Below are 26,453 nucleotides of genomic sequence, written 5' to 3' on the forward strand. Positions count from 1 at the left end.
CAGAAAATGAACAAAGGTGATGAGATCATTGGCTTATGATGGATTAATGACATATCGTGTCGTACAAGAATTACAATCGCTCGTCGGAGGGCGAATCAACAAAGTACATCAACCGTATTCTCTCGATTTGATGCTCCAAATTCGTTCGAACCGACAGAACGCGCAACTACTCATATCAGCAAACGCGATGTATGCCCGTCTTCAATTGACGGATACACCGATTAAAAATCCGCAAGAACCGCCGATGTTCTGCATGATGCTACGAAAACATGTAGAAGGCGGATTTATCACGGCAGTCGAACAAATCGGCCGTGACCGTGTCATCGTCATCTCGGTCCGCTCTCGAAACGAGCTCGGTGATGAAGAATCGAAAAAAGTCTACATCGAGTTGATGGGACGTCACTCGAACGTCGTCTTAACGACAGAAGACGGGAAAATTTTAGATGCGATCAAACACCTCCCGCCTTCGCAAAACACGTATCGAACGATCATGCCGGGTAGTGAATACCTCCTCCCGCCAGAACAACATAAGTTCGACCCGTTGTCTGATTTGACGGAAGGATTGAAGCGCATCGACTGGAATGCCGGCAAATTGGACAAACAGATCGTCGCCACGTTCGCTGGGGTCAGCCCTCAAATCGCTCAAGAAGTCGTGCACCTCGCGAAGATGCCGAATCGTGAATCGATTCAGCAAGCGTTCGAGAACGTATTGCATCAGCTTGAAGGACCTTATGTGTTCCAACAACTCGCTTCTGGAAAGGAACGTTTCGCCCCGATCGTATTGACGGCAGGAGAAATTGTATCCGAGGAAACATATGCATCGAGTAAAGAAGTGCTCGACCGTTTCTTCTATGAGAAAGCGAACCGTGACCGCGTCAGACAACAAGCCCACGATGTGGAGCGTCTTTTGAAATCCGAACTCGAGAAGAACTTGTTGAAGCGCCGCCGTCTCTTAGAGGACTTAAAGGCGACAGAACGAGCGGACGAGTTACAAAAGTTTGGCGAGTTGTTGACGACGTACTTGTTCCAGCTTGAAAAAGGGATGCGTGTCGCTGAAGTCGTCGATTACTACGATGAAGAGGGTGCGACTATCTCGATTCCGCTCGACCCGCTCAAAACGCCGAACGAGAATGCGCAACAATATTATAAGAAGTACAACAAATTAAAAGTCGCCAAAGTCGAAGTGAAAAAGCAACTCGAATTAAACGAAGCGGAAATCGACTATTTGGAGACGCTCACCGCCCAGCTCGATGTCGCCTCTCCATCCGACCTACTTGAGATTCGGGAAGAGCTCGCCGAAGAAGGATACATCCGTCAAAAACGTCAAAAGAAAAAAGCGAATCCAAAGATTTCGCTTGAAGCGTACACGTCTTCGACGGGGACGGAATTTTTTGTCGGGAAGAACAATACCCAAAACGACCATCTGACGTTCAAGTTCGCACGCCGTGACGAGATTTGGCTACACGTCAAAGACATTCCGGGTTCTCACGTCATCATTCGTTCCACAGAACCCGATGAGACGACGCTTCTTGAAGCCGCATCGGTCGCTGCCTACTTCTCGAAAGCACGCGCATCGAGCGGGGTGCCTGTCGATTATACACGCGCCCGCTACGTGAAAAAACCAAGCGGTGCCAAACCCGGGTTTGTCATCTATACGGATCAACAGACCGTCTACGTGACGCCAGATGAACAATTGATGAAGTCGCTGAAACAGTCGTAATCGCAACCCCACCATGTTCTGAGGTGGCACTGAAAAACTTAAAATGATTTTGAACAGAGGAGTGTCGTCCCGACTAAAGATGACGCTCCTCTGTTTTTCATTGCCTTTGATTATGTCACCCTTTTTGGCACGCCGCTTTCCTGGGGGCGGTCAGGGAGCCGCATCGCTTACAGCTGCTGGATCTCCCTTTGCCCGCTAATCCCCTAGTAGTCGGCGTGCCTTTAAGGGCGACGCTGCGTGTCCGAGCCAATCCGTTTTGTACTGACAGAAACCAAACATCTTGGAGGTAATCCCAATTATCCCCGAGCTGATGGTACGCGAACACATCGTAGGCGACGCGACCTATCCAAATTGATACAACTTGATCTATACCGCTTTGCACCGTGCAAACTCGGCGCGATTATCCTGGAGCGAATCATCACCCTCCAATGGATATGGGCTCGAATCGAGCAAAGGGTTTCTAAGACGCTCTGTTCTGATGAGGGGTTTTTATCTGATTATTGGGAGAGATGAAAATCGAATTCTACCTGCTGACGCCCACACATCCCGAAGGCAAGACAGACAACATTATTCCGCAAAAAAAAGTCAGGTTCGCCATTTCTTGATGGCGGACCTGGCTTTTAGCTTGTTCACGCTTTCGGGTCATGCTTAAATGCCTCGAGCTGTTCATGATAATCGAGCAAATGCCCGTGTAAAATTTCTGAAACGGATAAATCTTCATGCGGCAACCTAAAGAGCGAATACGGTTTATCGCACGTATAGAGAATATCGTGATGATGCGCGAGTAAGTACAAGAACTCCGATTCGAACGCCTGACGTTCTTCCTCGCTCATGAGTAAAAAGGCTTCCCGATGCTCGGCTAGACTTTCTAGCAACAAGACGAGCTTGTCTTCGAGATGAATGAGCAAGCGATACTGCTTGATTGTCATATACTTCAATTTCACGTTCGTCACTTTCATATCCTCTTGAAGCATCATATGCAGCTCCTGATGACCGAGGATGCGGGCACGCGCCTCTAACAGTTCCGCCGGGGAACCGACGAGTTCACGCCAATGGTGGAACAAATAAGATGAAGTCTTTCTGACCTCGCTCAACAAACGATCTTCATACCGCGGCGGCAAGAACGCATAGTTCACACCGAGTGAGACGAATACACCGACTACCGTCAACAATGAGCGTGTCCATGCATAATGGAAGAAATCCGAAGTCGGGTTTTCTAACATCATGACGATGGCGAACGCCGCGTACGTCGACATGTGTGTCTTATCGAATGTCGTATTGAGCGTGAGCGACACGATGACCGCTAGACCAATGGAGATGGGATTGACGCCGAACAAATAGACGATGAACAGCCCACACATGAGACCGACGACCGTTCCGAATATTCGACTGAACACAATTTTAGACGAGCGCTTGACGGTCGGTTGCATCGCCACGACGGCTGCGATTGCACCCATTCCAGAATAAATCCCGAATACATACCACGAGATTGCGACGGTGATTGATACGGCAATCCCGGTCTTTAACGTACGAAGCCCGATTTTCGGGATGTAGCGTTTTCCATTCATTTCAGCTCGACCTTCCCTGTCTCAGAAATCAAATCAACGACAGGTCGATTCGATGTCGACAACTGATAGACACCTGGTTCGACTTCTTTGTAACGGTCGCTACTTGAAATTTTTCCAGTCGTCGTCACGTTCACTTGTCCTGTCGCATGTTTTGGCGCATAACTAAGCGTTCCTGCCTCCGTTTGAACCGTCATCGCCTGGTTCACGACGACGTCTGTGATGGTCGCATGACGATAAGAACGGATATCTCCCGTTACGAGACGTGCGGATTCGATTGTCGTATCACTCTTCGTCTCAATTCGCAGACGATCACTATCAATTTGCTTCAAATTGACGGCGTTCGCATTCATCACAATCGTTTTCACGTTTAACCCTTGCCCGGTCACTTGTTCAGCACCGAGATGGACCGAGGTCATCGAACTCGGTAAGGCAACGCGAAGCTTATAGCGGGACGGTTCATCACTGGCACGACTGCCGAAATAGCTGAACCACCCATACCGCTCGACGACATAGATGGTATCGCCGACCGATTTGACTTTGATACGTCGTTCTTTCGAATTGGTCTGCACCACTTCGATCTGTACTTTTTCATTTGGACTACGCACGAACTCGACATTCCCATGATACGTCTCGAGTCGTAACTTCTTCATTTGGTATCGATCTTCATACTGGTCCCCTAACGCCAACAAATGGCTGAATACGAATAAATTCACGAGAAAGAGCGTTGGGATGACCGTCAAGACGAGACCGAAGGCGATTTTACGATGTTTCGGGATTGCCCGAAATCGTGCGCTCCATGTTTTTTCTTTGCTTCTTGAATACGCCATATGCCTCTCCTTCTTTGTTCACTTTCATCAGTTTACCATGAAGTATGACATATGCCGAATTGAAAAAGAATCCGCCCGAAGGTGGATTCTTAAGATGTGACGAGGTCGCTCCAGGCGCGAGGGTCTTGTTGCCACTCGCGAAGAGAGTGAATCTCTGATTGGGTTAAGTTCCCTGTTGATTCCGCAACCTCGACCAATTCAGGGAATGTCGTCAATGAAGTGGCACTGATATTTGCATCCGCTAAATTCTTCTCTAAAATTGGCAATCCGTAAGAGAAGATGGCTTGAATGCCAATGACCTCACCACCCGCTTCACGAATCGCATGGGCTGCATCGATACTCGACATACCTGTCGACAACAAATCTTCGATGACAAGCACGCGTGCCCCGTTATCGAATTTCCCCTCGATTTGATTCCCTTTCCCATGTCCTTTCGCACTCGAGCGTACGTAAATGAATGGTAGACCGAGACGGTCGGCAAGTAAAGCGCCGTGTGGGATACCGGCTGTGGCTGTTCCCGCGATGACATCGACTTCTGTTGTCCCGACTGCGTTCACCAATCCATCGATGATCATGTTACGAATGTCGGGATAACTGAGCGTTAACCGGTTGTCACAATAGATTGGGCTTCTCAACCCGCTCGACCATGTATATGGCTCTGTCGGTGATAATGTGACGGCTTTGATTTGTAATAAGGCTTCAGCGATTTGTTTCATATGATTGTCCCCATTCCATCATAAATTGTTCATACATGGCTAACGGATCATTTGCGCGTGTAATCGGGCGACCGACGACGATTGCATGAACACCGGCCAGTCTCGCTTCACGCGGCGTCGCGACACGTACTTGGTCGTCATCGGTTTGACCGAGTCGGATCCCAGGTGTGACCGTCATAAACGCGTCACCGAGTTCCTGATGAATCATCTTCGCTTCCTGAACAGATGCGACGACACCATCAAGTCCCGCCTGCTTAGCGAGCGATGCCTGACGGATGACAGCTTGGTCGAGGCGACCCGTTATCCCGAGCTCCGTCTGCATCATCCGTTCATCCGTGGATGTCAATTGGGTGACACCGATCAAACGGGTCGTGTCATTTTCTTGGCGAAGCCCATCCAACGCATAGCGCATCATCTTTTCACCGCCTAGCGTATGCACGTTCGTCATCGCGACTCCAAGCTTTCCGATTTGACGCATCGTGCGACGTGCCGTCTCTGGAATATCATGTACTTTCACATCGAGAAAGACGGGATATCCGAGGTCGACCAACTCTTCTACAAAGCGTCCACCTTCCCGATAAAACAGTTCCATCCCTACTTTGACAGCAGGACGGTCCTGGAACGGTTTTAATAAATGAAGCGCCTCATCGCGTGTCTCTACGTCAAGGGCGAGATACAAGTTGTGCATATGCTTTCCCCCTCACGTCCAGTATATGATCGATTCCAAGTGAATCGAGCCGTGCCGGTAACGCCTCGATGATTTCTTGACATACGTATGGATTTTCAAAGTTTGCGGTACCGACTGCAACCGCGGACGCTCCCGCATAAATGAATTCGAGAACATCGTCGACCGTCCGAACGCCGCCCATCGCGATGATCGGAATATCGACCGCTTGCGCGACTTCATATACCATCCGGACCGCCACCGGTTTAATGGCTGGACCTGATAATCCCCCGATTCGATTCGCCAAGATCGGTTGCCCGGTCTGGATATCGATTCGCATCCCAACGAGCGTATTGATCATCGTCAAGCCGTCCGCCCCAGCCGCTTCGACTGCACGCGCCATGTCAGTGATCGACGTGACGTTCGGGGACAGCTTCACATAGACCGGCTTACTTGAAGCCGCTTTGACGAGTCTCGTCAATTCCGCAGCCATCACGGGATCCGTGCCGAACTGCATCCCCCCACACTTCACGTTCGGGCATGAGATGTTCAGCTCGATGGCTTTGATGGTCGGGTCTGCACTGATTCGACGTGCGACTTCCACGTATTCGTCTGGTGTCGACCCGGCAACGTTGGCGATAATCTCTGTATCGAAAGTGGAGAGGAACGGCAATTTCTCCTCGATGATGGCATCGACCCCTGGATTTTGAAGGCCGATCGCATTGAGCATCCCTTGCGCCGTCTCTGCGACACGTGGCGTCGCATTTCCGAATCGTGACTCTTCTGTCGCTGCCTTGATCATGATGCCGCCTAAGATGGAGAGGTCATACAGTTTGGCAAACTCTTCCCCGAATCCGAAACATCCAGAAGCCGGGATGATCGGATTTTTCAACTGGAGTCCTGGTAACTCGACATGTAATCTCATAACAGCACCTCTTCCGCATTGAATACCGGTCCATCGCTACATACTTTCACATAGCCTTCCGGCGCTTTGCAGACGCAAGCAAAGCAAGCGCCAATGCCACAACCCATTCGATTTTCAATCGAGATGTACCGCTCCGGAATCGGTGAAGCGGCGACCGCCTTCAACATCGCTTCCGGACCACAGCTAAACAATACGTCCGCATCGATGCGTGCGAGTGGTCCTGTCACAAATCCGCGTTCCCCGTGGCTCCCGTCAACGGTCGTGATAATCGTTTCCCCGAGCTCTTGAAATGCTTCTTCATAAAAGACGCTCTCTTTTGAATCAAACCCAAGTATCGCAATCGTCTCAATCCCCATCTCATGTAGACGACGTCTGACGTAGTAAAGCGGAGGTACCCCGATTCCACCACCGACAAGGACAATCCGTTTCCCATGTTGTGCGAGCGGAAACCCGTTGCCGAGCGGTCCAAGGACGTCAAGTGTTTCCCCGACACGCTTGTTTGCCAACTCGGAAGTCCCTTCTCCGATTACCTTATATAAAAATGTGACTTCTTCTCCTTCAACGTTCGCCACCGACAACGGTCGACGTAACAGACCGGACGTCTTGATGTGAAAGAACGTCCCTGGGGCGATTTCGACCCCAGGACAACGTACTTTCACCTCCATCGTCGCTTTTGCGATTTGGCGATTGCTGATGATGGTTACGTCACGTCTCATACCATCACCCCGAACTTCGTGAATGCCGGAATGCTGACCGTTTGGAACGACAGGCTTTCAATGACTTGTAGTAGCGCTTCGACCGTGTCGAGCGACGTGAGGCACACTGTGCCTTGCTCGGCGGCCGTACGACGAATCAAGAAGCCGTCTTTCGTCACGAGTGCGTCGCGACTCGTCGTATTGATGATCAAGTCGACTTCCCCGCGCTCGATTACGCTGAGCATCGTCTCACCTGATTCTTGAATCTTCCCGACCCGACGGACGCGCATCTGCTCCGCTTCTAGTCCATCTGCCGTACCGGTCGTTGCCATGAGACGGAAGCCGAGACGGTCAAATCGTTTGGCTAAGGCAATCGCCTCATCCTTGTCGTGATCTGCGATTGTCATGAGGACGTTTCCTTTTAAGGCGATGTTCATTCCAGCTGCGACAAGACCTTTATAGAGTGCCTTTTCAAGTGTTCGGTCTGTTGCCATGACTTCCCCTGTCGATTTCATCTCAGGTCCAAGCGACGGATCGACTTCTTTCAATTTCGCGAAAGAGAAGACCGGCACTTTGACAGAGATACTGTCTGACTCGGGATGGATGCCTGTTCCAAGACCGAGTTCTTTCAAGCTCGTTCCGAGAATTGTTTGCGTCGCAATTCGTGCGACCGGTAAACCTGTCACTTTTGAAATGAACGGAACCGTTCGGCTCGCACGCGGGTTTACTTCGATGACATACAAATCATCTGCATAGACGAACTGGATGTTCAAAAGCCCTTTGATACGGAACGCTTTGGCCAACTTGATCGTGTAGTCGACGACTTTTTGCTTCAACTCGTCACTGAGGCGTTGTGGTGGATATACTGCGATCGAGTCACCAGAGTGTACACCGGCACGTTCGATATGCTCCATGATGCCTGGGATATAGACGTCCGTCCCGTCACAGATTGCGTCGACTTCAATCTCAATCCCCGTTAAATAGCGGTCGATAAGAACCGGACGATCTTTCGAGGCGATGACGGCGTTTCGCATGTAACGCTCGAGCTCTGACTGTTCATATACAATCTCCATCGCCCGTCCCCCGAGGACGTAAGATGGTCGGACGAGTACCGGGTAACCGAGTTCATTCGCACATGCAACCGCCTCTTCGACGTTCGTCGCTGTCTTCCCTGGTGGTTGGGCCAATCGTTCAGCTGACAAAGTAGCTTCGAACGCCTTCCGGTCCTCGGCGCGATCGATGTCTTCTAATGACGTCCCAAGAATTTTCACGCCGTTCGCTTCGAGCGATGCCGCTAAGTTGATGGCGGTCTGTCCACCGAATTGAACGATGACGCCGAGCGGATTCTCGTTATCGATGACTTCTAACACATCTTCCGTCGTCAACGGCTCGAAGTACAGGCGGTCGGAGATGGAGAAGTCTGTCGAGACCGTCTCTGGGTTGTTGTTGATGATGATGGCTTCATATCCGGCGTCACGAATCGTCTGAATCGAATGAACGGTCGCATAGTCGAACTCGACACCTTGACCGATTCGAATCGGGCCTGATCCGAGGACGAGGATTGATGAGCGGTCTGTCTTCACCGCTTCGTTCTCCACTTCATAGGTTCCGTAGAAATATGGCGTCTCCGATGCGAATTCCGCCGCACACGTATCGACCATCTTATACACAGGGCGGATGTTCCATCCGTGACGCTGCGCACGAATCGTCTCAACGTCTGTCTCAAGAATTCGGGCGATGGCAACATCACTGAAGCCAAGTCGCTTCACGTCGAGCAAACGCTCTGACGTCAATGGCTCCGATGCAAGTTGTTGCTCGGTCTGCCAAATATGGTTCAGTTTGTGTAAGTAGAAACGATCGATTTTCGTCAATTGATGAAGCGCTTCTACCGTGTATCCGCGGCGAAGAGCCTCATATACCATGAACAAGCGCTCGTCTGTCGGGTGAACGAGACCGTGCTCGAGCTGTTCTGTGCTCAAGTCCTGAAGTTGAGGGAGATATAATTCTTCCATCCCAAGTTCGAGCGAGCGCACGGCTTTTAACAGCGCCTCTTCTAAGTTTCGACCGATGGCCATGACTTCACCCGTCGCTTTCATTTGTGTGCCTAAGCGGCGATCCGCGGACTCAAACTTATCGAAAGCGAAACGAGGGATTTTGGCGACCACGTAATCAAGTGCTGGCTCGAATGATGCGTAGCTCGTCTCGGTGACCGGGTTTTTTAGTTCTGACAACTTATAGCCGACAGCGACTTTTGCAGCGAGTTTGGCGATCGGATAGCCTGTCGCTTTTGATGCGAGCGCCGAGCTTCGTGAAACACGTGGGTTCACTTCGATGACGTAGTATGTGAAGCTATCTGGGTCGAGAGCGAACTGGATGTTACATCCTCCTTCAATCCCGAGTGCCCGGATGATGTCGAGCGAGACGCTACGAAGCATCTGATAATCGCGGTCCGATAACGTCTGAGTCGGTGCGAATACGATTGAGTCTCCTGTATGGACACCTACCGGGTCAAAGTTTTCCATCGCACAGACGATGATGGCCTGGTCGCTCGAGTCACGCATCACCTCAAATTCGACTTCTTTCATCCCGGCAATCGACTTCTCTAACAACACTTGCGTCACTGGACTCGCCTTTAAACCAGATTCGACGATTTGCTCGAACGATTCACGGTCATGGGCAATCCCTCCACCGGTTCCGCCGAGCGTGTAAGCAGGTCGAATGATGATCGGATATCCGATACGCTCTGCAAATCCCCAAGCAGAATCGAGCGTATGAACGATTTCACTCTCAGGAACGCCATGCCCGAGCTCGAACATGAGGTTACGGAACTGCTCACGGTCTTCAGCTTGTACGATGGCGGCTAGATTCGTTCCGAGTAATTCTACCCCACAATCGCGTAATACTCCCCGCTTATCGAGTTCAAACGCCAAGTTCAATCCTGTTTGGCCACCGAGTGTCGCGAGTAGCGCATCGGGGCGTTCTTGGCGGATGATCCGCTCGACGAATTCGGGTTCGAGCGGTTCGATATACACGCGATCCGCTGTCGTCGGGTCCGTCATGATTGTCGCCGGGTTCGAGTTGACGAGAATGACCTCGTAACCTTCTTCTTTCAAGGCAAGACATGCCTGTGTACCAGCATAATCAAATTCTGCTGCTTGTCCGATCACAATCGGTCCTGATCCGATCACAAGGATTTTCTGAATATCTGGTCGTTTTGGCATGTCAAATTCCCACTTTCTGTTTGTTTTCTTGAACGAGTTGCATGAAACGGTCAAATAAATCGTTGGCGTCATATGGTCCTGGTGCTGCTTCCGGGTGATACTGTACCGAGAATGTCGGATGATGCAGATGTTTCACTCCTTCAATCGTTCCGTCGTTGACCGCACGATGTGTCACGATGAGCGGTGTATCGAGTAGTGATGCCTCCTCTACTGCGTATCCATGGTTTTGAGATGTAATCGTCACGGCGCCTGTCTCTAATTCAAGGACAGGATGGTTCGCCCCACGGTGTCCGAACGGAAGTTTGAATGTGTTCGCCCCGTTCGCGAGCGCGATCAGTTGATGACCGAGACAAATCCCGAACATCGGTGTCGTCGGCATGAGTTGTTGAATGAGTGGAATCGCTGTCGGGACGTCTTTTGGATCCCCCGGTCCGTTCGACAACATGATGCCATCTGGCTCGTACCGCAACACGTCTTCTGCCGTAGTGTCATGTGGGAAGACGATGACTTCACAGTCCCGCTTCATCAACTCGCGCATGATGCCAAGTTTGGCCCCAAAGTCGATCAACGCGATCCGTGGCCCCGTACCCGTACTTACATACGTCCGTTTCGTCGAGACGCGTGCGACTTGGTCGTTCGGAGACAGTTCGTTAAAGCGAGACTGTACTTCGTCCCATGTCAACTCACCATCAACGAGGACACCTCGCATGACACCTTGTGCCCGTAAGTGACGTGTCAACATGCGCGTATCGATATCGGATAACCCTGGGATGCCGAAGCGAGTAAGCGTCGCATCTAGCGTCGCTGTGGAACGGAAGTTTGACGGTGTGTCGCAAGCCTCTTTTACAATCAATGCTTTTGCCATCGGAACTGTTGTTTCGAAGTCTTCACGATTGACCCCGTAGTTTCCGATCAACGGGTTCGTCAGCACGATCATTTGGTCGCAATACGACGGATCCGACAAAATTTCCTGATAACCGGTCATGCCTGTTTGGAAGACAACTTCCCCCATCGTATCCGCTGGTGCCCCGAATCCTTTACCGACAAATTTCATTCCATCCTCAAGCCATAATGTTCGTTTCATCAAATCGCCCCTTATATACAATTTCGCCACCGACCATCGTCATGACCGGCCATCCGACAAGTTGTTTCCCCGTAAACGGTGTGTTCTTTCCTTTTGAATAGAACGTCGACGGATCCACCACTCGCGTCGTTTCTGTATCGATCAGTACCAAATCGGCATCCGCCCCAACTTTCAGTTCACCTCTTGATAATCCAAATACGTCGCTCGGACGCTTCGTCATCCAGTCGATTAACTGGTATTCTTCCATGATGCCCGTCTTCACGAACGTCGTGTACAGAAGCGGGAACGCTGTCTCAAATCCGGTAATCCCGAATGGTGCACGCTCGATGCCTTGCGCTTTCTCCTCTGCCGTATGTGGGGCATGGTCTGTCGCAATCATGTCGATCGTTCCATCGAATAATCCTTCAAGAAGCGCCTGTCGATCATCTTCGCTTCGGAGCGGAGGATTCATCTTGAAGTTGGCATCGAGCCCTGGGATATCGTCTTCGCTCAAGACGAGGTGGTGAGGAGTCACTTCGGCGGTCACTTGAATACCTGCCCGCTTCGCATCTCGGATGACACGGACCGATTGCCGCGATGAAACGTGACACACGTGATAATGACAGCCCGTTTCTTCGGCGATCAGCACATCTCGGGCGATATGGATACTCTCTGCAAGACTTGGAATCCCTTGAATCCCGTGCGCCTCACTGAACTTCCCTTCGTGGACCGACCCTGCTTTTAGCGTATTGTCTTCACAGTGTGCGACGACGGCCTTGTTCAAGCGTTTCGCTTCACGCATCGCTTGTCGCATCATCGCCGCTGATTGAACACCGACCCCGTCATCGGTGAAGGCGAATGCATCTGATAGAGATTCCATATCGACCTGTTCTTCACCGAGCTGCCGCTTCGTGATGGCAGCGTATGGAAGGACACGTACGATTGCATCTTGCTCAATCTTTTGGAGGAGCGCGTCCATTGTGACGCGATTGTCTGGTACCGGTCGCGTGTTCGGCATCGAACAGATTGTCGTGAATCCGCCCGCCGCTGCCGCCATCGTTCCCGTTTTGATCGTTTCTTTCGCTTCGCCTCCCGGCTCACGCAAGTGGACGTGGACATCGACAAGTCCTGGTGCGAGCAAGTAACTCGTCGCATCGATGACTTCTTCCCCGGCTGTCGACCCGTTATAATCGAGGGATTCGATTTTCCCGTCTTTCACGAGGATGTTTGTCGTGCGTTTTGTCCCGTTGTCATACCATGTCGCGTGTTGAAGTATCATTGTTGTCCTCCTAATGCTCGATTTAAGATGCTCATGCGTGCATAGACGCCGTTCTTCATTTGCGGGAAGATGCGCGACCGTTCATGTTCGATCAGACTACCTGCAATCTCGACATCCCGATTGACCGGTGCCGGATGCATAATGATGGCCCCTTCTTTCATCCGCTCGACTCGTTCGATCGTAAGTCCATATCGTGTGTGATATTCCTCTTTCGAGAAAATGTCTCCCATGATATGACGCTCGTGCTGAACCCGTAACAGCATGATGACGTCACTTTCTGCTAACACATCATCAAGTTCTTTACGCTCAAGCCCCATGGAATCATCCCACCATGAGGCTGGGCTGCATCCGACAACGTTTGCCCCGAGGCGCTTCAACACACTCGCATTCGATCGAGCGACGCGACTGTGGACGAGATCTCCACAGATGGCGACGTTTAATCCTTGGAACGTTCTGAACTCTTCAAAGATCGTAACGAGATCGAGTAGAGATTGGGAAGGATGTTCGCCACTCCCGTCGCCCCCATTGAGTACTGGGATATTCAACTTCTCAACGAGTTCATGGTAGTATCCCGCTTCCGGATGTCGGATGACGAGTGCGTCAACTCCAATCGCTTCGAGCGTCTTGCAGGTGTCGTACAGTGTCTCTCCCTTCGTGACCGATGACGTCGTCACATCGAACGGAATCTCTTGCATGTTCAAGTGTCGCTCGGCCATTTGAAACGAGTTTTTCGTACGCGTCGAGTTTTCAAAGAACAGGTTTGCGACCGTCTTCCCATCAAATAGTGGGGGTAGGTCCCCTTGCTTATAGCGCAATGACTCTTCAATCATGCCCATGATCTCATCGAGTGAGAGTGTGTCTAAGCTGACGAAGTGTTTGACTGGTTTGACATTCGTTTGCATCGTATTCATGTTCGTCTCCTCCTTTTGTTAGAGGCAAAGAGAAAAGGCGTCTCTTCACCGATGTGAAGGGACGCCTTCATTTGGGCAAGGTACACCCAAATAAACGAGCCTTCACTTTGCCGACCTCACGGGATCGAATTAAAAGTTACTTGCTTGTTTCGTTTCTTCAGTTGTGCTGACTTCCACGACCGTCTCGACTTCTTCTTTCGGTAAGATGGCGTTTAAGAGAATCCCGACGACTGTCGCGAGTGCCATCCCTTGTACAGGGAAGCTACCAAGTTGAATCATCGCACCACCTAGCCCGATGACGAGGATGACCGATGAGATGATCAAATTGCGTTTTTCTGCCAAATCGACGTTGCTCTCCACCATCGTCCGTAGTCCGTTCGACGCGATGACCCCGAACAAGAGAATCGAGATGCCGCCTTTGACCGGATTCGGAATCGTTGAGATGAATGCCTCGATATGACCGAGGAATCCGAAGCTGATGGCCATGAGCGCCGCTCCAGCGATGACGTAGACACTGTATACGCGTGTGATAGCCATGACGCCGTTATTTTCACCGTATGTCGTACATGGTGGACCACCGAGTGCGGAAGCGACAGCTTTCCCTACCCCGTCACCGAGTAGCGTGCGATGGAGGCCAGGATCTTTCATCGTTTCTCGTCCGATGATTTTAGATGTGACCATTTGATCGCCGATATGCTCGGTCATTGTGACGAGTGCGACCGGTACGATCGCGAGGAGTGCACCGACTTGCCACATCGGCATGTAGTCGACGAACACCATCGTAAAGTCAGGGAGTTGGAACAAGCTTGCTTGTTGGATTGGTGAGTAATCGATGATTCCGAATGCTGCAGCAATCCCGTAGCCTCCGACGATTCCGAAAAGGATTGGAACCGCTCCCCAAACCCCTTTCAGTTTTGTCATGGCGAGCATCGTGATTCCAAGTGTCAGGAGTGCGATTGTCATGAACGTTCCATTATAGGCTCCGTCTTGATTCATGGACATGTCTATGGCGACCGGCGCGAGCGACAAGCCGATGACCATGATGACCGGTCCGACGACGACCGGTGGGAGCAACCGGAGCAACCAGTTGACGCCTGTCTTATAAATGATCAAAGAGACGACACCGTATACCGATCCGGCAATGATTCCGCCGAACAGTGCCGCTTCGACACCCCATTGCTGACTGACCGCAATGATTGGAGCGATGTAGGCAAAACTTGAACCGAGGTATGTTGGGACTTTGAAGCGCGTAATCGCTAAGAATGAGAGCGTGGCCACTCCGGAAGCGACGAGGGCGACCGATGTATTCAATCCTGTTAAAATCGGGACTAAAATCGTCGCTCCGAACATGGCGAAGACGTGTTGAAGACTGAATAACAGCCATTGTGGAAAGTGAGCTGGACGCTCGTGGATGTGTAGAACGGGTTGTTTCATATTGAATTTCTCCTTCCTGGCCTCTCTGGACCACCTTAAAGGTTTTAAGATTATTGCTGATTGATTGTCACTTCATCTGCTGTGTCGACTTCACTGAGTCGGACGACGACTTGCTCGGACTTCGATGTCGGAACGTTCTTTCCGATAAAATCAGGTCGAATCGGAAGTTCCCGATGTCCCCGGTCAATCAAGACCGCGAGTTGAATGTAGTCTGGGCGACCATGGTCGACGAGTGCGTCCATTGCGGCACGAACTGTTCGACCGGTATATAGGACGTCGTCGACGAGGACGACGGTCTTCCCATTAATGTCATGCGGCAACTCTGTTGCCTTCACTTCTGGGTCTAACGACTTCTTCGATAAGTCATCCCGGTAAAGCGTGATGTCGAGATTCCCGAGTGCGACCGGCTTGCCTTCAATCTCTTCGATCCGGCGCGCAAGTCGGTCAGCGAGCGTCTCGCCTCTCGTCTTGATCCCGACGAGGACGACATCGTCGATTCCTTTGTTCCGCTCGATGATTTCATGAGCGATTCGTGTCAACGCTCGACGGATGGCTGATTCATCTAAAATGACGGACTGTTTCACGTCACTCCTCCTTTCATGCTTCATTCAAAAAAAAGAAGACTCCCTCGTCCGGCTGGAAAGGGAGTCTTCATCAAAAACGGCAGTCTGGTGCCGGGTTGAATTGACGTTAGTGTGACCGCGGTCACAATCCTTTCACAGCCTCTCTGGACTGGGTTTAAAGGTGTTATGCTTCCTAGACTATAAATCGGAACGTGACAGAAGTCAACGAGTTTTCTCGATTTTATCTAACTTTGCAAGTTCTGCCTTAAAGTCTTCAGGAAGTGGTGCCTCAAATTCCATCCATTCTTTTGTACGTGGATGGTGGAAACCGAGCGTCGCCGCATGGAGGGCTTGACCGCCCAAATCAATCGTGCGACGCGGTCCATATTTCGGGTCGCCTGCGAGCGGATGCCCGATATAGCGCATGTGCACACGGATTTGGTGTGTACGACCTGTCTCGAGTTTACACTCGACGAGCGTGAAGTCTTTGTAGCGCTCGAGCAAGCGGAAATGCGTCACCGCTTCTTTCGCGTTCTTGTCCGTCACGGTCATACGCTGACGATCATTCGTATCGCGACCAATCGGTGCTTCAATCGTCCCGAGTTCGTGAACGAGTTCGCCGTGAACGAGCGCGATATATTCACGCTTGATCGTCTTGTCTTTCAATTGACTCGCAAGTGATTCATGAGCCAAGTCATTTTTAGCGACCATAAGGAGACCTGTCGTGTCTTTGTCGATTCGATGCACGATTCCAGGGCGCTTGACGCCATTGATTCCTGAAAGGTCATCACAATGTCCGAGAAGTGCATTGACGAGCGTTCCAGACGTGTGACCGGCAGCAGGGTGAACGACCATCCCACGTGCTTTATTGACGACAATCATATCTTCATCTTCGAATACGATTTCAAGCGGAATGTGTTCAGGTAACACTTCGAGTTCCACCGCTTCCGGAACGTTCACTTCGATTTCATCGCCCACTTGGAGCTTATAGTTTGGTTTGACGGCACTGCCATTGACGAGAAGTGCCCCTGTCTTAATCCATTCTTGTACTTGTGAGCGTGACCATTCTCCACGGTCGCTCACCCACTTGTCGATCCTTGCCTTTTCATCGGCGACAAAAGTATAGGATTCCATTACGATTGTCCCCTTTCTTTGTGTAATTTTTCTTCAAATAAAATCCCGATGACCATCAAGATGACACCAAACGTGAGTGCCATATCGGCCACGTTAAAAATCGGGAAGTTGTAGCCAAACGGATACGTATCAACAAAATCGACGACTTCACCGCGGAACAAACGGTCGATAAAGTTACCAATCGCACCGGCCAGGAGCAGTCCAACACTGTATCCGAGAAGCTGATAGCCGTTCACCTCTTTATGCAGGAAGTAAACAAGACCCGCAACGACGAGAATCGTGATGACGAAGAAGAACACCATCTGTCCTTCTAACATCCCCCAAGCCGCTCCTTTATTGCGATAAGAGGTCCAGTATAACAAGTTCGGGATGACTTCAATCGATTGACCGATTGTCATCGTCTGAACGACCACCCATTTGGTGAGTTGATCGAGCAGAATCAAGATGACGGCCAATCCGTAATATCGTTTCATATGCGTCTCCTTTCAAGCCGTTAAGAAACCGGAGTGGGGACGCCACTCCGGTTCGTCTTAACCGATTACTGATGCACAGCGTGGGCAAAGCTCAGGATGCTCTTCGTTTTGTCCAAGCTCTGTCGAGTATGTCCAACAACGTGCACAAGCGGCACCATCTGCTTTCTTGACTGTGATTTTCGTCGTCGCATAATCGACGTCTGCCGTCTCAGCCCATTCTACTTGTGATACTTGAAGCAACTGACTGACGTTATCGATTGTTTCTAATAAAGCGGCAGTCTCTGCTTTCGGTGCGAGAACCAATTTCGCCTCGAGCGGTTTCCCGATCAATTTCTCGCCACGTGCGATTTCAATCGCTTTGAGGACATCGTCACGGAAGACGAGGAATTTCGACCATTTCTCAAGCAACGCTTGTTCGTCAGCAGTCAATGCATCCACTTCTTCTAGATCCGTCAAGAAGATGCTTGCTTCCGACTTCCCAGGGACCTCTTTCCACGCCTCATCGGCAGTGTGTGGAAGGACCGGAGCCAAGAGCTTCGTCAAAAGGACGACCGCATCGTACATGACCGTCTGAACGGCACGACGGCGGAGATCGTCTTCACGCTCGATATAAAGGATATCTTTTGTGAAGTCGAGATAGAACGATGACAACTCGTTAACGCAGAAGTTATGAACGAGATGATATACCGCCATGAAGTCAAACGTGTCATACGCTTTGACCACTTTTGCTTGGAGTTGTTTCAGTTTCGTTGCCATGAAGCGATCTGCCTCTGGCATGTCGTTGAATGCGACACGCATCGACGGATTAAATCCGTTCAAGTTTCCAAGAAGGAAACGAATCGTGTTACGCATCTTACGGTATACTTCTGACACTTGTTTAAAGTTGTCGTGTGAAGCGCGAACATCAGACTGATAGTCGACCGACGCGACCCAAAGACGAACGATTTCAGCACCATATTGCTTCACGAGGTCGTTTGGCGCAATCGTGTTACCGAGTGATTTCGACATCTTACGTCCATCCCCGTCAAGAACGAAACCGTGGCTCAAGACGTTTCGGTATGGCGCTTTGCCCGTCGTCGCAACAGCTGTTGAGAGTGACGAGTTGAACCAACCGCGGTATTGGTCAGATCCTTCAAGATAAAGGTCAGCCGGGCGACGTAGGTTTTCACGTTCCTCTAATACACCAGCGTGTGAAGAACCTGAATCGAACCAGACGTCCATGATGTCGAGTTCTTTACGGAATTCGCCGTTCGGGCTGTTCGGATGCGTGAATCCTTTAGGAAGAAGGTCTTTTGCTTCACGCTCATACCAGACGTTCGAGCCGTGCTCACGGAATAAGTTTGCGACGTGGTCGATCGTCTCGTTCGTGATGATTTCCGTTCCATCCTCTGCATAGAAGATTGGGATCGGCACGCCCCATGCACGTTGACGACTGATGACCCAGTCCCCACGGTCACGGACCATGTTGTAAAGACGTGTCATTCCCCATTCCGGAACCCAGTTCACTTCTTCGATTTCACGGAGCATGTCTTCACGGAAATCTTTGATGGAAGCGAACCATTGCGGTGTCGCACGGAAGATGACCGGTTTTTTCGTACGCCAGTCATGCGGGTACGAGTGTTTGATGAACTTCAAGTTGAGCAAGTAGCCATTCTCTTCAAGTTTCATCCCGATTTGTTTGTTCGCATCTTCATAGAACAACCCTTCGAAACCAGGCGCTTCTGCCGTCATGTAACCACGGTCATCGACCGGGCAAAGGACATCCAAGCCGTAAGCCTGTCCGACACGATAGTCATCTTCCCCGTGCCCTGGTGCTGTATGGACGAGTCCAGTCGCATCCGCTGTGACGTGGTCGCCGAGCATGACGAGTGACGTGCGGTCATACAACGGATGTTGAGCCGTCATATATTCAAAGTCGCGACCGTTCCATGAACCGCTCACAGTGTAATCAGTCCAGCCGAGCGCAGTCGTCACTTCTTCAACGAGCGTCTCTGCGACGATATAGCCTTTTCCTTCGTGTTCGATACGCGTGTACGTCAATTCATCACTCACTGCGATCCCGAGGTTCGCCGGGATTGTCCAAGGCGTCGTCGTCCAGATGACGAAATGATCGTCAGACGTCAATGTGTCTTTTCCGTCTACGACGCGGAATGCCACGTAGATGGCTGGTGATTTTTTATCGTAATATTCGATTTCAGCTTCTGCGAGTGCAGACTCCGAAGACGGCGACCAGTAGACTGGTTTCTTCCCTTTGTAGATGTATCCTTTTTCAGCCATCGTCCCGAACAAGCGGATTTGTGCCGCCTCATATTCCGGAAGGAGCGTGATATATGGATTTTCAAAGTCTGCAAGAAGACCGAGACGTTTGAACTGTTCACGTTGTGAGTTCACTTGTTCCATCGCATATTCTGCACACTTTTCGCGGAATTCAGCGACCGTCATTTCTTTACGGTTGACGCCAGCTTTTTGAAGGGCGTTCTCGATTGGAAGACCGTGCGTATCCCAACCTGGAATCATTGGAGACTGGTATCCGTTCATCCCTTTGAAACGGACGATGATGTCTTTTAGTACTTTGTTCATCGCATGTCCCATGTGGATGTCGCCGTTCGCATATGGAGGACCATCATGTAAGATATATTGTGGTTTCCCTGCATTTTTTTCTTGCACCTTGTTGTAAAGGTCCATGTCTTCCCATTCTGTTTGCATCGCCGGTTCGCGTTTTGGTAAATTCCCACGCATTGCGAATTCTGTGTTTGGCATTAATAGCGTGTCTTTGTAGTTCATCGAAACTCCTCCATCAACATTTTTTAGAAAACAAAAAAAACCAACCCATCCCTGATAGGGACGAGTTGGTTGACTCGCGGTACCACCCTACTAGTCTCACTCTCATGAGACCGCTCTCGGTAACCGATAACGAGGTCAGGCGGTCACGCTTACTCTGGTTCAGCGTGACAACTCATAGGGGATACCGATTCGAGTCTTTCTCTTAGGCTCTCACCGTCCCTAAGTCGCTTCGTAGGTATGACTCGATCGACGCGTCCTACTCAACGTGTTGATCATTTATCCATGTTGTTCTTCATTCTGTGTGACTTCGTGGTCATTATACGCAAGTTCTGATCTATCGTCAAGAACCGTCTGCACAGGCGGCTCCCCGACAATCGTCTCCCACTCTGTGCTGTTTAAGAGCTCCATTTGGGCGTCAACGAGGACACGGAAACGTGTTCGATACAACTCGACTTTTTTGAGCATTTGAACGACTTCACGTTCTGCAAGTTGCTCTTTACGGGCCGCTTCTTCTTCACGAGCGTACGCTTCACGTTCCGCTTGTTTCAAGATGAGGCTCGCTTCTTTTTGCGCGTTGTTCTTCACTTCTTCCGCTGCTTCCTGCGCGACGATGATCGACTTGTTCAATGTATCTTCCATCGAGGAGAAGTAGTCAATGCGAGCTTGCATATCGTTGACAAGTTCTTCATACCGTCGATTCTCACGAATCAATAGTTCAAACTCTTTAATGATTTGATCTAAAAATTCATTGACCTCATCGATGTCGTACCCACGAAAACGGGAAGAGAATTCTTTATTATGAATATCAATCGGTGTCAACGCCATTCGACTTTCCTCCTAAAATTTAACGTATGGTCCCATACTGGATTTTAATCTTTTCACGTTTAGTCGAACCAAGGATCTCCATCATCTTAATACGACCGTATCCACGGACGGATAAAAGATCATCTGGTTCAAGCATGAAGCTCGGATCTTCAATGACTTTATGATTCACTTTGCAGTCACCGTGTTTCACAAGCGCCTGAGCTTTCTGACGAGATATGTTGAGTACCTCGCTCACAATCGTATCAAATCGTAACGAGGACACGATGCCGAACCCTTCGACCCACTCTGTTTTCGGAACGACGAGTATGTCATCCTTCGCAACAGAGGAGATGCGAACCTTCGCTTTTCCGACACGCTCCAAGTTCATTTCGATGAACCCGACGGCTTCGCGGGTCGTAGCAAACTGGACGATTTCCTCTTCCAGGACGACGTCCCCAAACTTTTGACGCTTTAATCCAGCGTTCAGTAAAGTTCCAGTCACTTGTCGATGTGTCAGGTCAACAAATTTTGTCGGATATTCGATACGGCGAATCTCAATTTCAAAATCATCTGTATTCAGCTCATAATACTCTGGCGCCAAAATCAGCCGACGTCGTTCAGCTCCTTCAAACCCGCCATCGTCGTGAATGACGAGCTGCTTACCGACAAGCTGTTTGACGATTTGTTGTTCACGAGGATCTAAAAAGTCCGTCAACTTCAATACATAGCTGTTCTCGACTTGTTGTACCCAGTCCAACACTTGTTCGACGAACGCCCGTTCACTTGGTCTGTAGTGGTCATAAACGCTCATACATCACCCGAAAATGGCAGTGATACCGGCTTGTGCCATCCGAAGCACGAACAATGCGACGATTGGAGAGATATCGAGCATGCCACCAATTGGTGGAATAATCCGTCGAAACGGTGCTAAAAACGGTTCACATAAAAACGATAAAATTTGTCCGAACTTCGATTCGCGCGCGTTCGGGAACCATGATAATAAGATATAGCCGATGAGAATCCAACTATAAATACCAAGTAAGTCTCTCAACGTATTGCCTAAGGCAGGGATTACGTTTTCCATTCAGTTACCACCCTTTACTGTGAAGTTCATCCTCCGAAATCAAGTTTGAGATTGAACCAGTCAATTCGACATTGTTCGGAGTACACAGAATCGTGTTATGTCCAATCGAAGTCATCGATCCTTCTAGCGCATACACGACACCGGAAAGGAAGTTGACGACTTGACGTGATTGCTCTTTTGACATGCGTTGAAGATTGACGATGACAGCACGGTTTTCTTTCAATTGATCGCTAATATCTTGCGCTTCAGCAAATACACGTGGTTCAGCCAATACGACTTTCGAGCGTTCTTTCTTCTTCGTATTCAATGCCACGAGATTATTTGCTGATTTTGGGCGATCTTCTTGTCTCACGACCGCAGTTTCAGTTGAAGAAGTTGCTGATGTGTTTGCGACGGCAAACTCTTCTTCTTCGTATGTGCTGTTCGGATCTTCCTCGAGTCCAAAGAAATCTTTCATTTTGTTTTTGATTGACATAACGGATTCCTCCTTAAGATATATTATTGCACAAGTACGGTACCAATACGAACAAACGATGCGCCTTCTTCAATCGCGATTGGATAATCGTTTGACATCCCCATCGACAGCTCCGTGCAAGGGGCGTGTTCAAACCCTTTTGCGGTCACTTCATCACGTAATCGACGTAAACGGCCGAACGTCTCACGAAGGACTGACTCTTCTTCCGTGAACGGTGCCATCGTCATCAACCCGATGATTCGAATATGAGGATACTGTTTACAGTTCTCGATGAAAGGCATAACTTCCTCTATTTCAAGACCATGTTTTGAATCTTCTCCTGACGTATTCACTTGAACGAAACAATCAATCGTCTCGCTCGCTCGTTTATCGATTTCTGCAGCGAGTGATAAACGGTCCAATGAGTGAATAGCTGCCACGTGATCGATGATTTGTCTCACCTTACGTGTCTGTAACGTGCCGATGAAGTGAAACTTTGCGTCTTCTGGCATGCCGTTTACTTTCTCAAGTAAGGAATCTGGACGATTTTCACCGAAGTCACGAATTCCTTCTGCGTAGAGAGTATTGGCCACATCTACGCCTACCGACTTCGTGACGGCAATCAAAGTAGGCTCCACATTTTGAACGTGAGCTGCCATGATGGATTGAACTTGTTTTACGTTATCTGAAATACTCACAATTTACGCTCCTTGACGATGACTGCCGCAAACCGACGTTTCGTTTCTCCGTCTCGATACGAGAAAAACGGAGTATTTGCGCCAGTCGATAAATTCGATTGCATGACGGACGTGTCATGTTCGTTTGCCAACACTTCATTGACGGCTTGGAGTGACAACAAGGCGTGGTCGCCCGACTCCTGTCGAACGGCTTCTTGATAGGCAGTCGGCGAAACGGATTGAACCGCATCTAGCACTCGACGATCGACCTCATATTCATTCCCAGCAATCGCTGGACCGACGAGCATCTCCACTTCTGTCGCATCGATGCCTTGATCTTCAAACGCTTGGATCATGGACGTGACGATATTGCCGACGGTCCCTTTCCAACCCGCATGAGCGACACCGATGACTCCATGGTCTTTCGCACAGAAAAAGAGAGGTACGCAATCTGCAAAAACGAGAGCGAGCGGCAAAGCTTCTTCTTTTGTGATCAGTCCGTCTGTTTGCGAAATCGCCTCGTCATATCGAAATGCACCTTTGCCCTTGTCCGCTGAATCCACGCTTTGGACCGTTATCCCGTGCACTTGGTCGGCCCAAACGGAGTCTCCTAGCGAAAGATTCGCCTGTTGAAAGAACCATTGACGATTTTGAATGACTCCCTCAATATCATCGCCGACATGAAGACCGACGTTTCCGGCATTGTGTCCGTTCGTCCGTGTCGTCACGTAAGCATGATAGCGATTCGTTTCGGTTTCCCATGTATGTAACAGTTGCATCGGTTTCTCCTTTTTTAGAAAAAGGGATGCCGAGTCACGGCACCCCTTGTTGTTTAGTTACGGCGTTGTCTCACGAACGCAGGGATGTTGATCGTCTCGTCTGGGACGTCTCCTCCATACACTGGGCGATGGAAGTTCCCTTCGTCTTGTTGAGCCGCTTCATTTGCTTTTGGTTGGGGTTCCTTGTTCTCAACCTCTGGCTGTTTTTTCGGCTGCTGAAGGAATGGGTTTGCCCCTTGCGTTTCCTCAGCAAATTCAGTTGCAATCACGGTGACGATGATTTCATCGTTCAAGTTTTCGTTGATGACCGAACCGAAGATCAAGTTCACTTCTTCATCTGCGGCACTTTGAACGATTTGAGCTGCTTCTGTCACTTCATACAAGCTAAGGCTGAGCCCACCTGTAATGTTCATCAAGACACCTTTCGCTCCTTCGATTGAAGATTCGAGAAGTGGTGAAGAGATTGCTTTCTTCGCTGCTTCAACGGCACGGTTTTCACCTGTAGCAACACCTACACCCATAAGTGCAGATCCTTTTTCCGTCATGATTGTCTTCACGTCAGCGAAGTCAAGGTTGATGAGACCAGGGATGGCAATCAAGTCTGTAATCCCTTGTACACCTTGACGAAGGACGTTATCCGCTTCACGGAACGCTTCGATCATCGGTGTATTGCGTTCCACGATTTCAAGAAGCTTATCGTTTGGAATGACGATGAGTGTATCTACTTTTTCTTTAAACGCTTGAATCCCATGTTGCGCGTGTTGCATGCGCTTCCGGCCTTCAAACATGAATGGTTTTGTGACGACACCGACTGTGAGCGCGCCGATTTCTTTTGAAATCTCAGCGATGACCGGTGCAGCACCAGTTCCTGTTCCGCCGCCCATACCAGCTGTGACGAAGACCATATCCGCTCCGTCGAGTGCTTCAATCAATTGTTCGCGGCTTTCTTCTGCCGCTTTTTTACCGATATCAGGATTCGCACCAGCACCGAGACCACGTGTCAATTTGGCACCAAGTTGAAGCTTCACATCGGCTTTCGACATATTCAAGGCTTGAGCATCCGTGTTGACAGCGATGAACTCAACTCCTTGTACCCCATGTTCAATCATACGGTTAACGGCGTTTGAACCGCCGCCTCCGACTCCAATTACTTTAATTTTTGCTACGGCGTCAATCGCCTCATCAAAGTACATCATTCAGGTATCCCCCTACTTATTTTCCAAGTTGTATTACAACGTCAGCTTAAACGCCAAATAATTTTTCCATCAAACGACTAAAACCTTTTTTCGACTCTTGATCGGTCTCGTATTCGTTCTCTCCAACATGAGTATCGGTCGGTTCCTGCTTATTGTGAAGCGTTTCGTAGCGAACTTCCGGTTTTTCGAGTTGAGATTTTGAAACGTGATGATCACTCATTAAGACATATTTCAAAACACCGACTGCTGTCGCGTATTTTGGATGTCTGACGCCAATCGACGACGGTTGATACAATCTCGTCTTTTGACCCATGACACGAGTCGCTAACTCTTGAATACCTGGAAGAGCAGCAGCCCCACCACAAAGTAAATATCCGCCATTCAGCATCGGAACACCTACTTTTTGAACCTTATTCAACATAAGGGTAAACATTTCCTCTATTCTCGCTTCTAAAACATAGCTAATTTCTGACTGTGGTTCGAACGCCACTTCCCCATTGATGTTCGTGTAGGAGAAACCTTCTGTTCCATCGGCCATTTCTTCGAGTGCGAGACCGTATTCTTCTTTCGCCACTTTGGCGTCTTGATATTTGCAATTTAGCTTATAGACCAAGTCTCTTGTCATATGATCTCCACCGACTGGAAGGATATACGAGTAAACGAGATCTCCACGATAAAATACCGAGACCGTCGTCTTTTCGTGTCCGACATCGACGAGACCAATGCCGAGGTCGATTTCATCTACAGAAGCTGCACTCATGCCGAGCGCGAGGTTCCCTAAAATAAATCCTTCGAGGTGTAATCCGGCACGTTCAATCGAACGACGAATACTATGTAAAATTGTCTTCGATCCAGTAACCATTTTCCCATGCATTTCAAGTCGATAACCAAGCATTCCACGAGGATCGACGACACCCGTTTGTTGATCCACCGTGAATGATGATGGGATTACGTCGATGACACTCATCTCATCCGGTAATCGCATCACTTGTGCTGAATTGATGACTTCCATCACGTCTGCATCTGTAATTTCCTGATCTTCCCGCTTCACGGATGCGATTCCATGACATGGGGCAATTTGGATATGTTCCCCTTCGATGGCAACGTATACAGATCGAATTTGATCACCTAACGATGTCTCCGCGTGTTCAACGGCCTGTTTGATCGCTTGGACTGTTTTATCGATGTCTACGACAGCACCACGTTTCACTCCTGCAGACGGTGCACACCCTTCTGCCAAAATATTAAGCGTTCCGCCGAGCAATTCACCGACGACGAGCTTAATCTCTGACGTTCCAATATCTAATGCGGCCACATAACCATTCGCTTCCAAAAGGGAAACACCTCCGCTCTATAATTTTCCTGTACAAATTACATGACAAATATGACAGATATCCAAAAAAAATGTTGGTTTCGACAAGATATCTCACGTCTAAGTTTACAACAAATAAGATAGTGAGAAAAGGTAGAATCCTACAATTT

At 49.6% G+C, this 26,453-nt stretch carries 24 protein-coding genes and 1 other annotated feature; of the genes, 1 reads left to right on the forward strand and 23 read right to left on the reverse strand.

The window, feature by feature from the left end; all coding sequences use genetic code 11:
* Window positions 1-28: 28 nt before the first annotated feature.
* The gene (locus KNO99_RS04380) at window positions 29-1,720 is read left to right on the forward strand and encodes an Rqc2 family fibronectin-binding protein (protein ID WP_214745537.1); all 1,692 of its coding nucleotides are present in this window, start codon (window positions 29-31) and stop codon (window positions 1,718-1,720) included.
* Window positions 1,721-2,349: 629 nt separating this feature from the next.
* Here KNO99_RS04380 and KNO99_RS04385 read toward each other — a convergent pair.
* From KNO99_RS04385 to ftsA, 23 genes are all read right to left on the reverse strand, one after another.
* Window positions 2,350-3,288 (reverse strand): FUSC family protein, encoded by a 939-nt coding sequence (locus tag KNO99_RS04385; protein WP_214745540.1) that lies wholly within the window; start codon window positions 3,286-3,288, stop codon window positions 2,350-2,352.
* Window positions 3,285-4,115: a hypothetical protein gene (locus KNO99_RS04390; RefSeq protein WP_214745542.1), complete on the reverse strand. Its 831-nt coding sequence runs from the start codon at window positions 4,113-4,115 to the stop codon at window positions 3,285-3,287. The genes KNO99_RS04385 and KNO99_RS04390 overlap by 4 nt, the downstream gene beginning before the upstream one ends.
* 89 nt (window positions 4,116-4,204) lie before the next feature.
* Complete coding sequence (gene pyrE / locus KNO99_RS04395; protein ID WP_214745545.1) at window positions 4,205-4,831, reverse strand: orotate phosphoribosyltransferase; 627 nt, start codon at window positions 4,829-4,831, stop codon at window positions 4,205-4,207.
* Window positions 4,815-5,519: an orotidine-5'-phosphate decarboxylase gene (gene pyrF / locus KNO99_RS04400; protein WP_214745547.1), complete on the reverse strand. Its 705-nt coding sequence runs from the start codon at window positions 5,517-5,519 to the stop codon at window positions 4,815-4,817. Before pyrF ends, pyrE begins: the two co-directional genes overlap by 17 nt.
* The gene (locus KNO99_RS04405; protein ID WP_074034850.1) at window positions 5,494-6,420 is read right to left on the reverse strand and encodes a dihydroorotate dehydrogenase; all 927 of its coding nucleotides are present in this window, start codon (window positions 6,418-6,420) and stop codon (window positions 5,494-5,496) included. Before KNO99_RS04405 ends, pyrF begins: the two co-directional genes overlap by 26 nt.
* The gene (locus KNO99_RS04410; RefSeq protein WP_214745550.1) at window positions 6,417-7,136 is read right to left on the reverse strand and encodes a dihydroorotate dehydrogenase electron transfer subunit; all 720 of its coding nucleotides are present in this window, start codon (window positions 7,134-7,136) and stop codon (window positions 6,417-6,419) included. The genes KNO99_RS04405 and KNO99_RS04410 overlap by 4 nt, the downstream gene beginning before the upstream one ends.
* Window positions 7,133-10,336, reverse strand: coding sequence for a carbamoyl-phosphate synthase large subunit (carB, locus tag KNO99_RS04415; RefSeq protein WP_214745553.1), 3,204 nt, complete (start codon window positions 10,334-10,336; stop codon window positions 7,133-7,135). The genes KNO99_RS04410 and carB overlap by 4 nt, the downstream gene beginning before the upstream one ends.
* Before the next feature lies 1 nt (window position 10,337).
* On the reverse strand, window positions 10,338-11,420 hold the full coding sequence (locus tag KNO99_RS04420; protein WP_214745556.1) for a carbamoyl phosphate synthase small subunit: 1,083 nt from the start codon (window positions 11,418-11,420) through the stop codon (window positions 10,338-10,340).
* Window positions 11,398-12,678: a dihydroorotase gene (locus KNO99_RS04425; RefSeq protein ID WP_214745559.1), complete on the reverse strand. Its 1,281-nt coding sequence runs from the start codon at window positions 12,676-12,678 to the stop codon at window positions 11,398-11,400. The genes KNO99_RS04420 and KNO99_RS04425 overlap by 23 nt, the downstream gene beginning before the upstream one ends.
* Entirely contained in the window at window positions 12,675-13,589 is a 915-nt protein-coding gene (locus KNO99_RS04430; RefSeq protein WP_214745562.1) for an aspartate carbamoyltransferase catalytic subunit, read from the reverse strand. Before KNO99_RS04430 ends, KNO99_RS04425 begins: the two co-directional genes overlap by 4 nt.
* A gap of 129 nt (window positions 13,590-13,718) precedes the next feature.
* Window positions 13,719-15,023: a uracil-xanthine permease family protein gene (locus KNO99_RS04435; RefSeq protein WP_214745565.1), complete on the reverse strand. Its 1,305-nt coding sequence runs from the start codon at window positions 15,021-15,023 to the stop codon at window positions 13,719-13,721.
* 50 nt (window positions 15,024-15,073) lie between these two features.
* A complete protein-coding gene (gene pyrR, locus KNO99_RS04440) occupies window positions 15,074-15,607 on the reverse strand; it encodes a bifunctional pyr operon transcriptional regulator/uracil phosphoribosyltransferase PyrR (RefSeq protein ID WP_214745568.1) in 534 nt (177 codons plus the stop codon).
* A 201-nt stretch (window positions 15,608-15,808) separates the two neighbouring features.
* Window positions 15,809-16,720 (reverse strand): RluA family pseudouridine synthase, encoded by a 912-nt coding sequence (locus tag KNO99_RS04445; protein ID WP_214745571.1) that lies wholly within the window; start codon window positions 16,718-16,720, stop codon window positions 15,809-15,811.
* On the reverse strand, window positions 16,720-17,193 hold the full coding sequence (gene lspA, locus KNO99_RS04450) for a signal peptidase II (RefSeq protein ID WP_214745574.1): 474 nt from the start codon (window positions 17,191-17,193) through the stop codon (window positions 16,720-16,722). The genes KNO99_RS04445 and lspA overlap by 1 nt, the downstream gene beginning before the upstream one ends.
* 57 nt (window positions 17,194-17,250) lie before the next feature.
* Window positions 17,251-19,977 (reverse strand): isoleucine--tRNA ligase, encoded by a 2,727-nt coding sequence (gene ileS / locus KNO99_RS04455; RefSeq protein WP_214745577.1) that lies wholly within the window; start codon window positions 19,975-19,977, stop codon window positions 17,251-17,253.
* Between the two features lie 53 nt (window positions 19,978-20,030).
* Window positions 20,031-20,250 (reverse strand) — a binding site (T-box leader).
* A gap of 3 nt (window positions 20,251-20,253) precedes the next feature.
* Window positions 20,254-20,802 (reverse strand): DivIVA domain-containing protein, encoded by a 549-nt coding sequence (locus KNO99_RS04460; protein ID WP_074034869.1) that lies wholly within the window; start codon window positions 20,800-20,802, stop codon window positions 20,254-20,256.
* Between the two features lie 19 nt (window positions 20,803-20,821).
* The gene (locus tag KNO99_RS04465; RefSeq protein WP_214745580.1) at window positions 20,822-21,592 is read right to left on the reverse strand and encodes a YlmH family RNA-binding protein; all 771 of its coding nucleotides are present in this window, start codon (window positions 21,590-21,592) and stop codon (window positions 20,822-20,824) included.
* 3 nt (window positions 21,593-21,595) lie between these two features.
* Window positions 21,596-21,865 carry a YggT family protein gene (locus KNO99_RS04470; RefSeq protein ID WP_214745583.1) on the reverse strand — a complete coding sequence of 90 codons (270 nt, stop codon included), beginning with the start codon at window positions 21,863-21,865 and terminating at the stop codon, window positions 21,596-21,598.
* Window positions 21,866-21,869: 4 nt separating this feature from the next.
* Window positions 21,870-22,340, reverse strand: a complete 471-nt coding sequence (locus tag KNO99_RS04475; RefSeq protein WP_214691768.1) for a cell division protein SepF — start codon at window positions 22,338-22,340, stop codon at window positions 21,870-21,872.
* A gap of 23 nt (window positions 22,341-22,363) precedes the next feature.
* Window positions 22,364-23,017, reverse strand: coding sequence for a YggS family pyridoxal phosphate-dependent enzyme (locus KNO99_RS04480; protein ID WP_214745586.1), 654 nt, complete (start codon window positions 23,015-23,017; stop codon window positions 22,364-22,366).
* Entirely contained in the window at window positions 23,014-23,775 is a 762-nt protein-coding gene (gene pgeF / locus KNO99_RS04485; RefSeq protein ID WP_214745589.1) for a peptidoglycan editing factor PgeF, read from the reverse strand. Before pgeF ends, KNO99_RS04480 begins: the two co-directional genes overlap by 4 nt.
* A gap of 53 nt (window positions 23,776-23,828) precedes the next feature.
* Window positions 23,829-24,971: a cell division protein FtsZ gene (gene ftsZ / locus KNO99_RS04490; protein WP_214691765.1), complete on the reverse strand. Its 1,143-nt coding sequence runs from the start codon at window positions 24,969-24,971 to the stop codon at window positions 23,829-23,831.
* A 46-nt stretch (window positions 24,972-25,017) separates the two neighbouring features.
* Window positions 25,018-26,304, reverse strand: a complete 1,287-nt coding sequence (gene ftsA / locus KNO99_RS04495) for a cell division protein FtsA (RefSeq protein WP_214691764.1) — start codon at window positions 26,302-26,304, stop codon at window positions 25,018-25,020.
* Window positions 26,305-26,453: the final 149 nt, after the last annotated feature.

The organism is Exiguobacterium sp. s189 (assembly GCF_018617615.1).
GTDB classification, from domain to species: Bacteria; Bacillota; Bacilli; order Exiguobacteriales; family Exiguobacteriaceae; genus Exiguobacterium; species Exiguobacterium aestuarii_A.

What these genes read in the sequence shown, in the direction of transcription:
- KNO99_RS04385 (WP_214745540.1), bottom strand. Translation starts at nt 3,288, where the DNA reads ATGAATGGAAAACGCTACATCCCGAAAATCGGGCTTCGTACGTTAAAG.
- KNO99_RS04390 (WP_214745542.1), bottom strand. Translation starts at nt 4,115, where the DNA reads ATGGCGTATTCAAGAAGCAAAGAAAAAACATGGAGCGCACGATTTCGG.
- pyrE (WP_214745545.1), bottom strand. Translation starts at nt 4,831, where the DNA reads ATGAAACAAATCGCTGAAGCCTTATTACAAATCAAAGCCGTCACATTA.
- pyrF (WP_214745547.1), bottom strand. Translation starts at nt 5,519, where the DNA reads ATGCACAACTTGTATCTCGCCCTTGACGTAGAGACACGCGATGAGGCG.
- KNO99_RS04405 (WP_074034850.1), bottom strand. Translation starts at nt 6,420, where the DNA reads ATGAGATTACATGTCGAGTTACCAGGACTCCAGTTGAAAAATCCGATC.
- KNO99_RS04410 (WP_214745550.1), bottom strand. Translation starts at nt 7,136, where the DNA reads ATGAGACGTGACGTAACCATCATCAGCAATCGCCAAATCGCAAAAGCG.
- carB (WP_214745553.1), bottom strand. Translation starts at nt 10,336, where the DNA reads ATGCCAAAACGACCAGATATTCAGAAAATCCTTGTGATCGGATCAGGA.
- KNO99_RS04420 (WP_214745556.1), bottom strand. Translation starts at nt 11,420, where the DNA reads ATGAAACGAACATTATGGCTTGAGGATGGAATGAAATTTGTCGGTAAA.
- KNO99_RS04425 (WP_214745559.1), bottom strand. Translation starts at nt 12,678, where the DNA reads ATGATACTTCAACACGCGACATGGTATGACAACGGGACAAAACGCACG.
- KNO99_RS04430 (WP_214745562.1), bottom strand. Translation starts at nt 13,589, where the DNA reads ATGAATACGATGCAAACGAATGTCAAACCAGTCAAACACTTCGTCAGC.
- KNO99_RS04435 (WP_214745565.1), bottom strand. Translation starts at nt 15,023, where the DNA reads ATGAAACAACCCGTTCTACACATCCACGAGCGTCCAGCTCACTTTCCA.
- KNO99_RS04445 (WP_214745571.1), bottom strand. Translation starts at nt 16,720, where the DNA reads ATGGAATCCTATACTTTTGTCGCCGATGAAAAGGCAAGGATCGACAAG.
- lspA (WP_214745574.1), bottom strand. Translation starts at nt 17,193, where the DNA reads ATGAAACGATATTACGGATTGGCCGTCATCTTGATTCTGCTCGATCAA.
- ileS (WP_214745577.1), bottom strand. Translation starts at nt 19,977, where the DNA reads ATGAACTACAAAGACACGCTATTAATGCCAAACACAGAATTCGCAATG.
- KNO99_RS04460 (WP_074034869.1), bottom strand. Translation starts at nt 20,802, where the DNA reads ATGGCGTTGACACCGATTGATATTCATAATAAAGAATTCTCTTCCCGT.
- KNO99_RS04465 (WP_214745580.1), bottom strand. Translation starts at nt 21,592, where the DNA reads ATGAGCGTTTATGACCACTACAGACCAAGTGAACGGGCGTTCGTCGAA.
- KNO99_RS04470 (WP_214745583.1), bottom strand. Translation starts at nt 21,865, where the DNA reads ATGGAAAACGTAATCCCTGCCTTAGGCAATACGTTGAGAGACTTACTT.
- KNO99_RS04475 (WP_214691768.1), bottom strand. Translation starts at nt 22,340, where the DNA reads ATGTCAATCAAAAACAAAATGAAAGATTTCTTTGGACTCGAGGAAGAT.
- pgeF (WP_214745589.1), bottom strand. Translation starts at nt 23,775, where the DNA reads ATGCAACTGTTACATACATGGGAAACCGAAACGAATCGCTATCATGCT.
- ftsZ (WP_214691765.1), bottom strand. Translation starts at nt 24,971, where the DNA reads ATGATGTACTTTGATGAGGCGATTGACGCCGTAGCAAAAATTAAAGTA.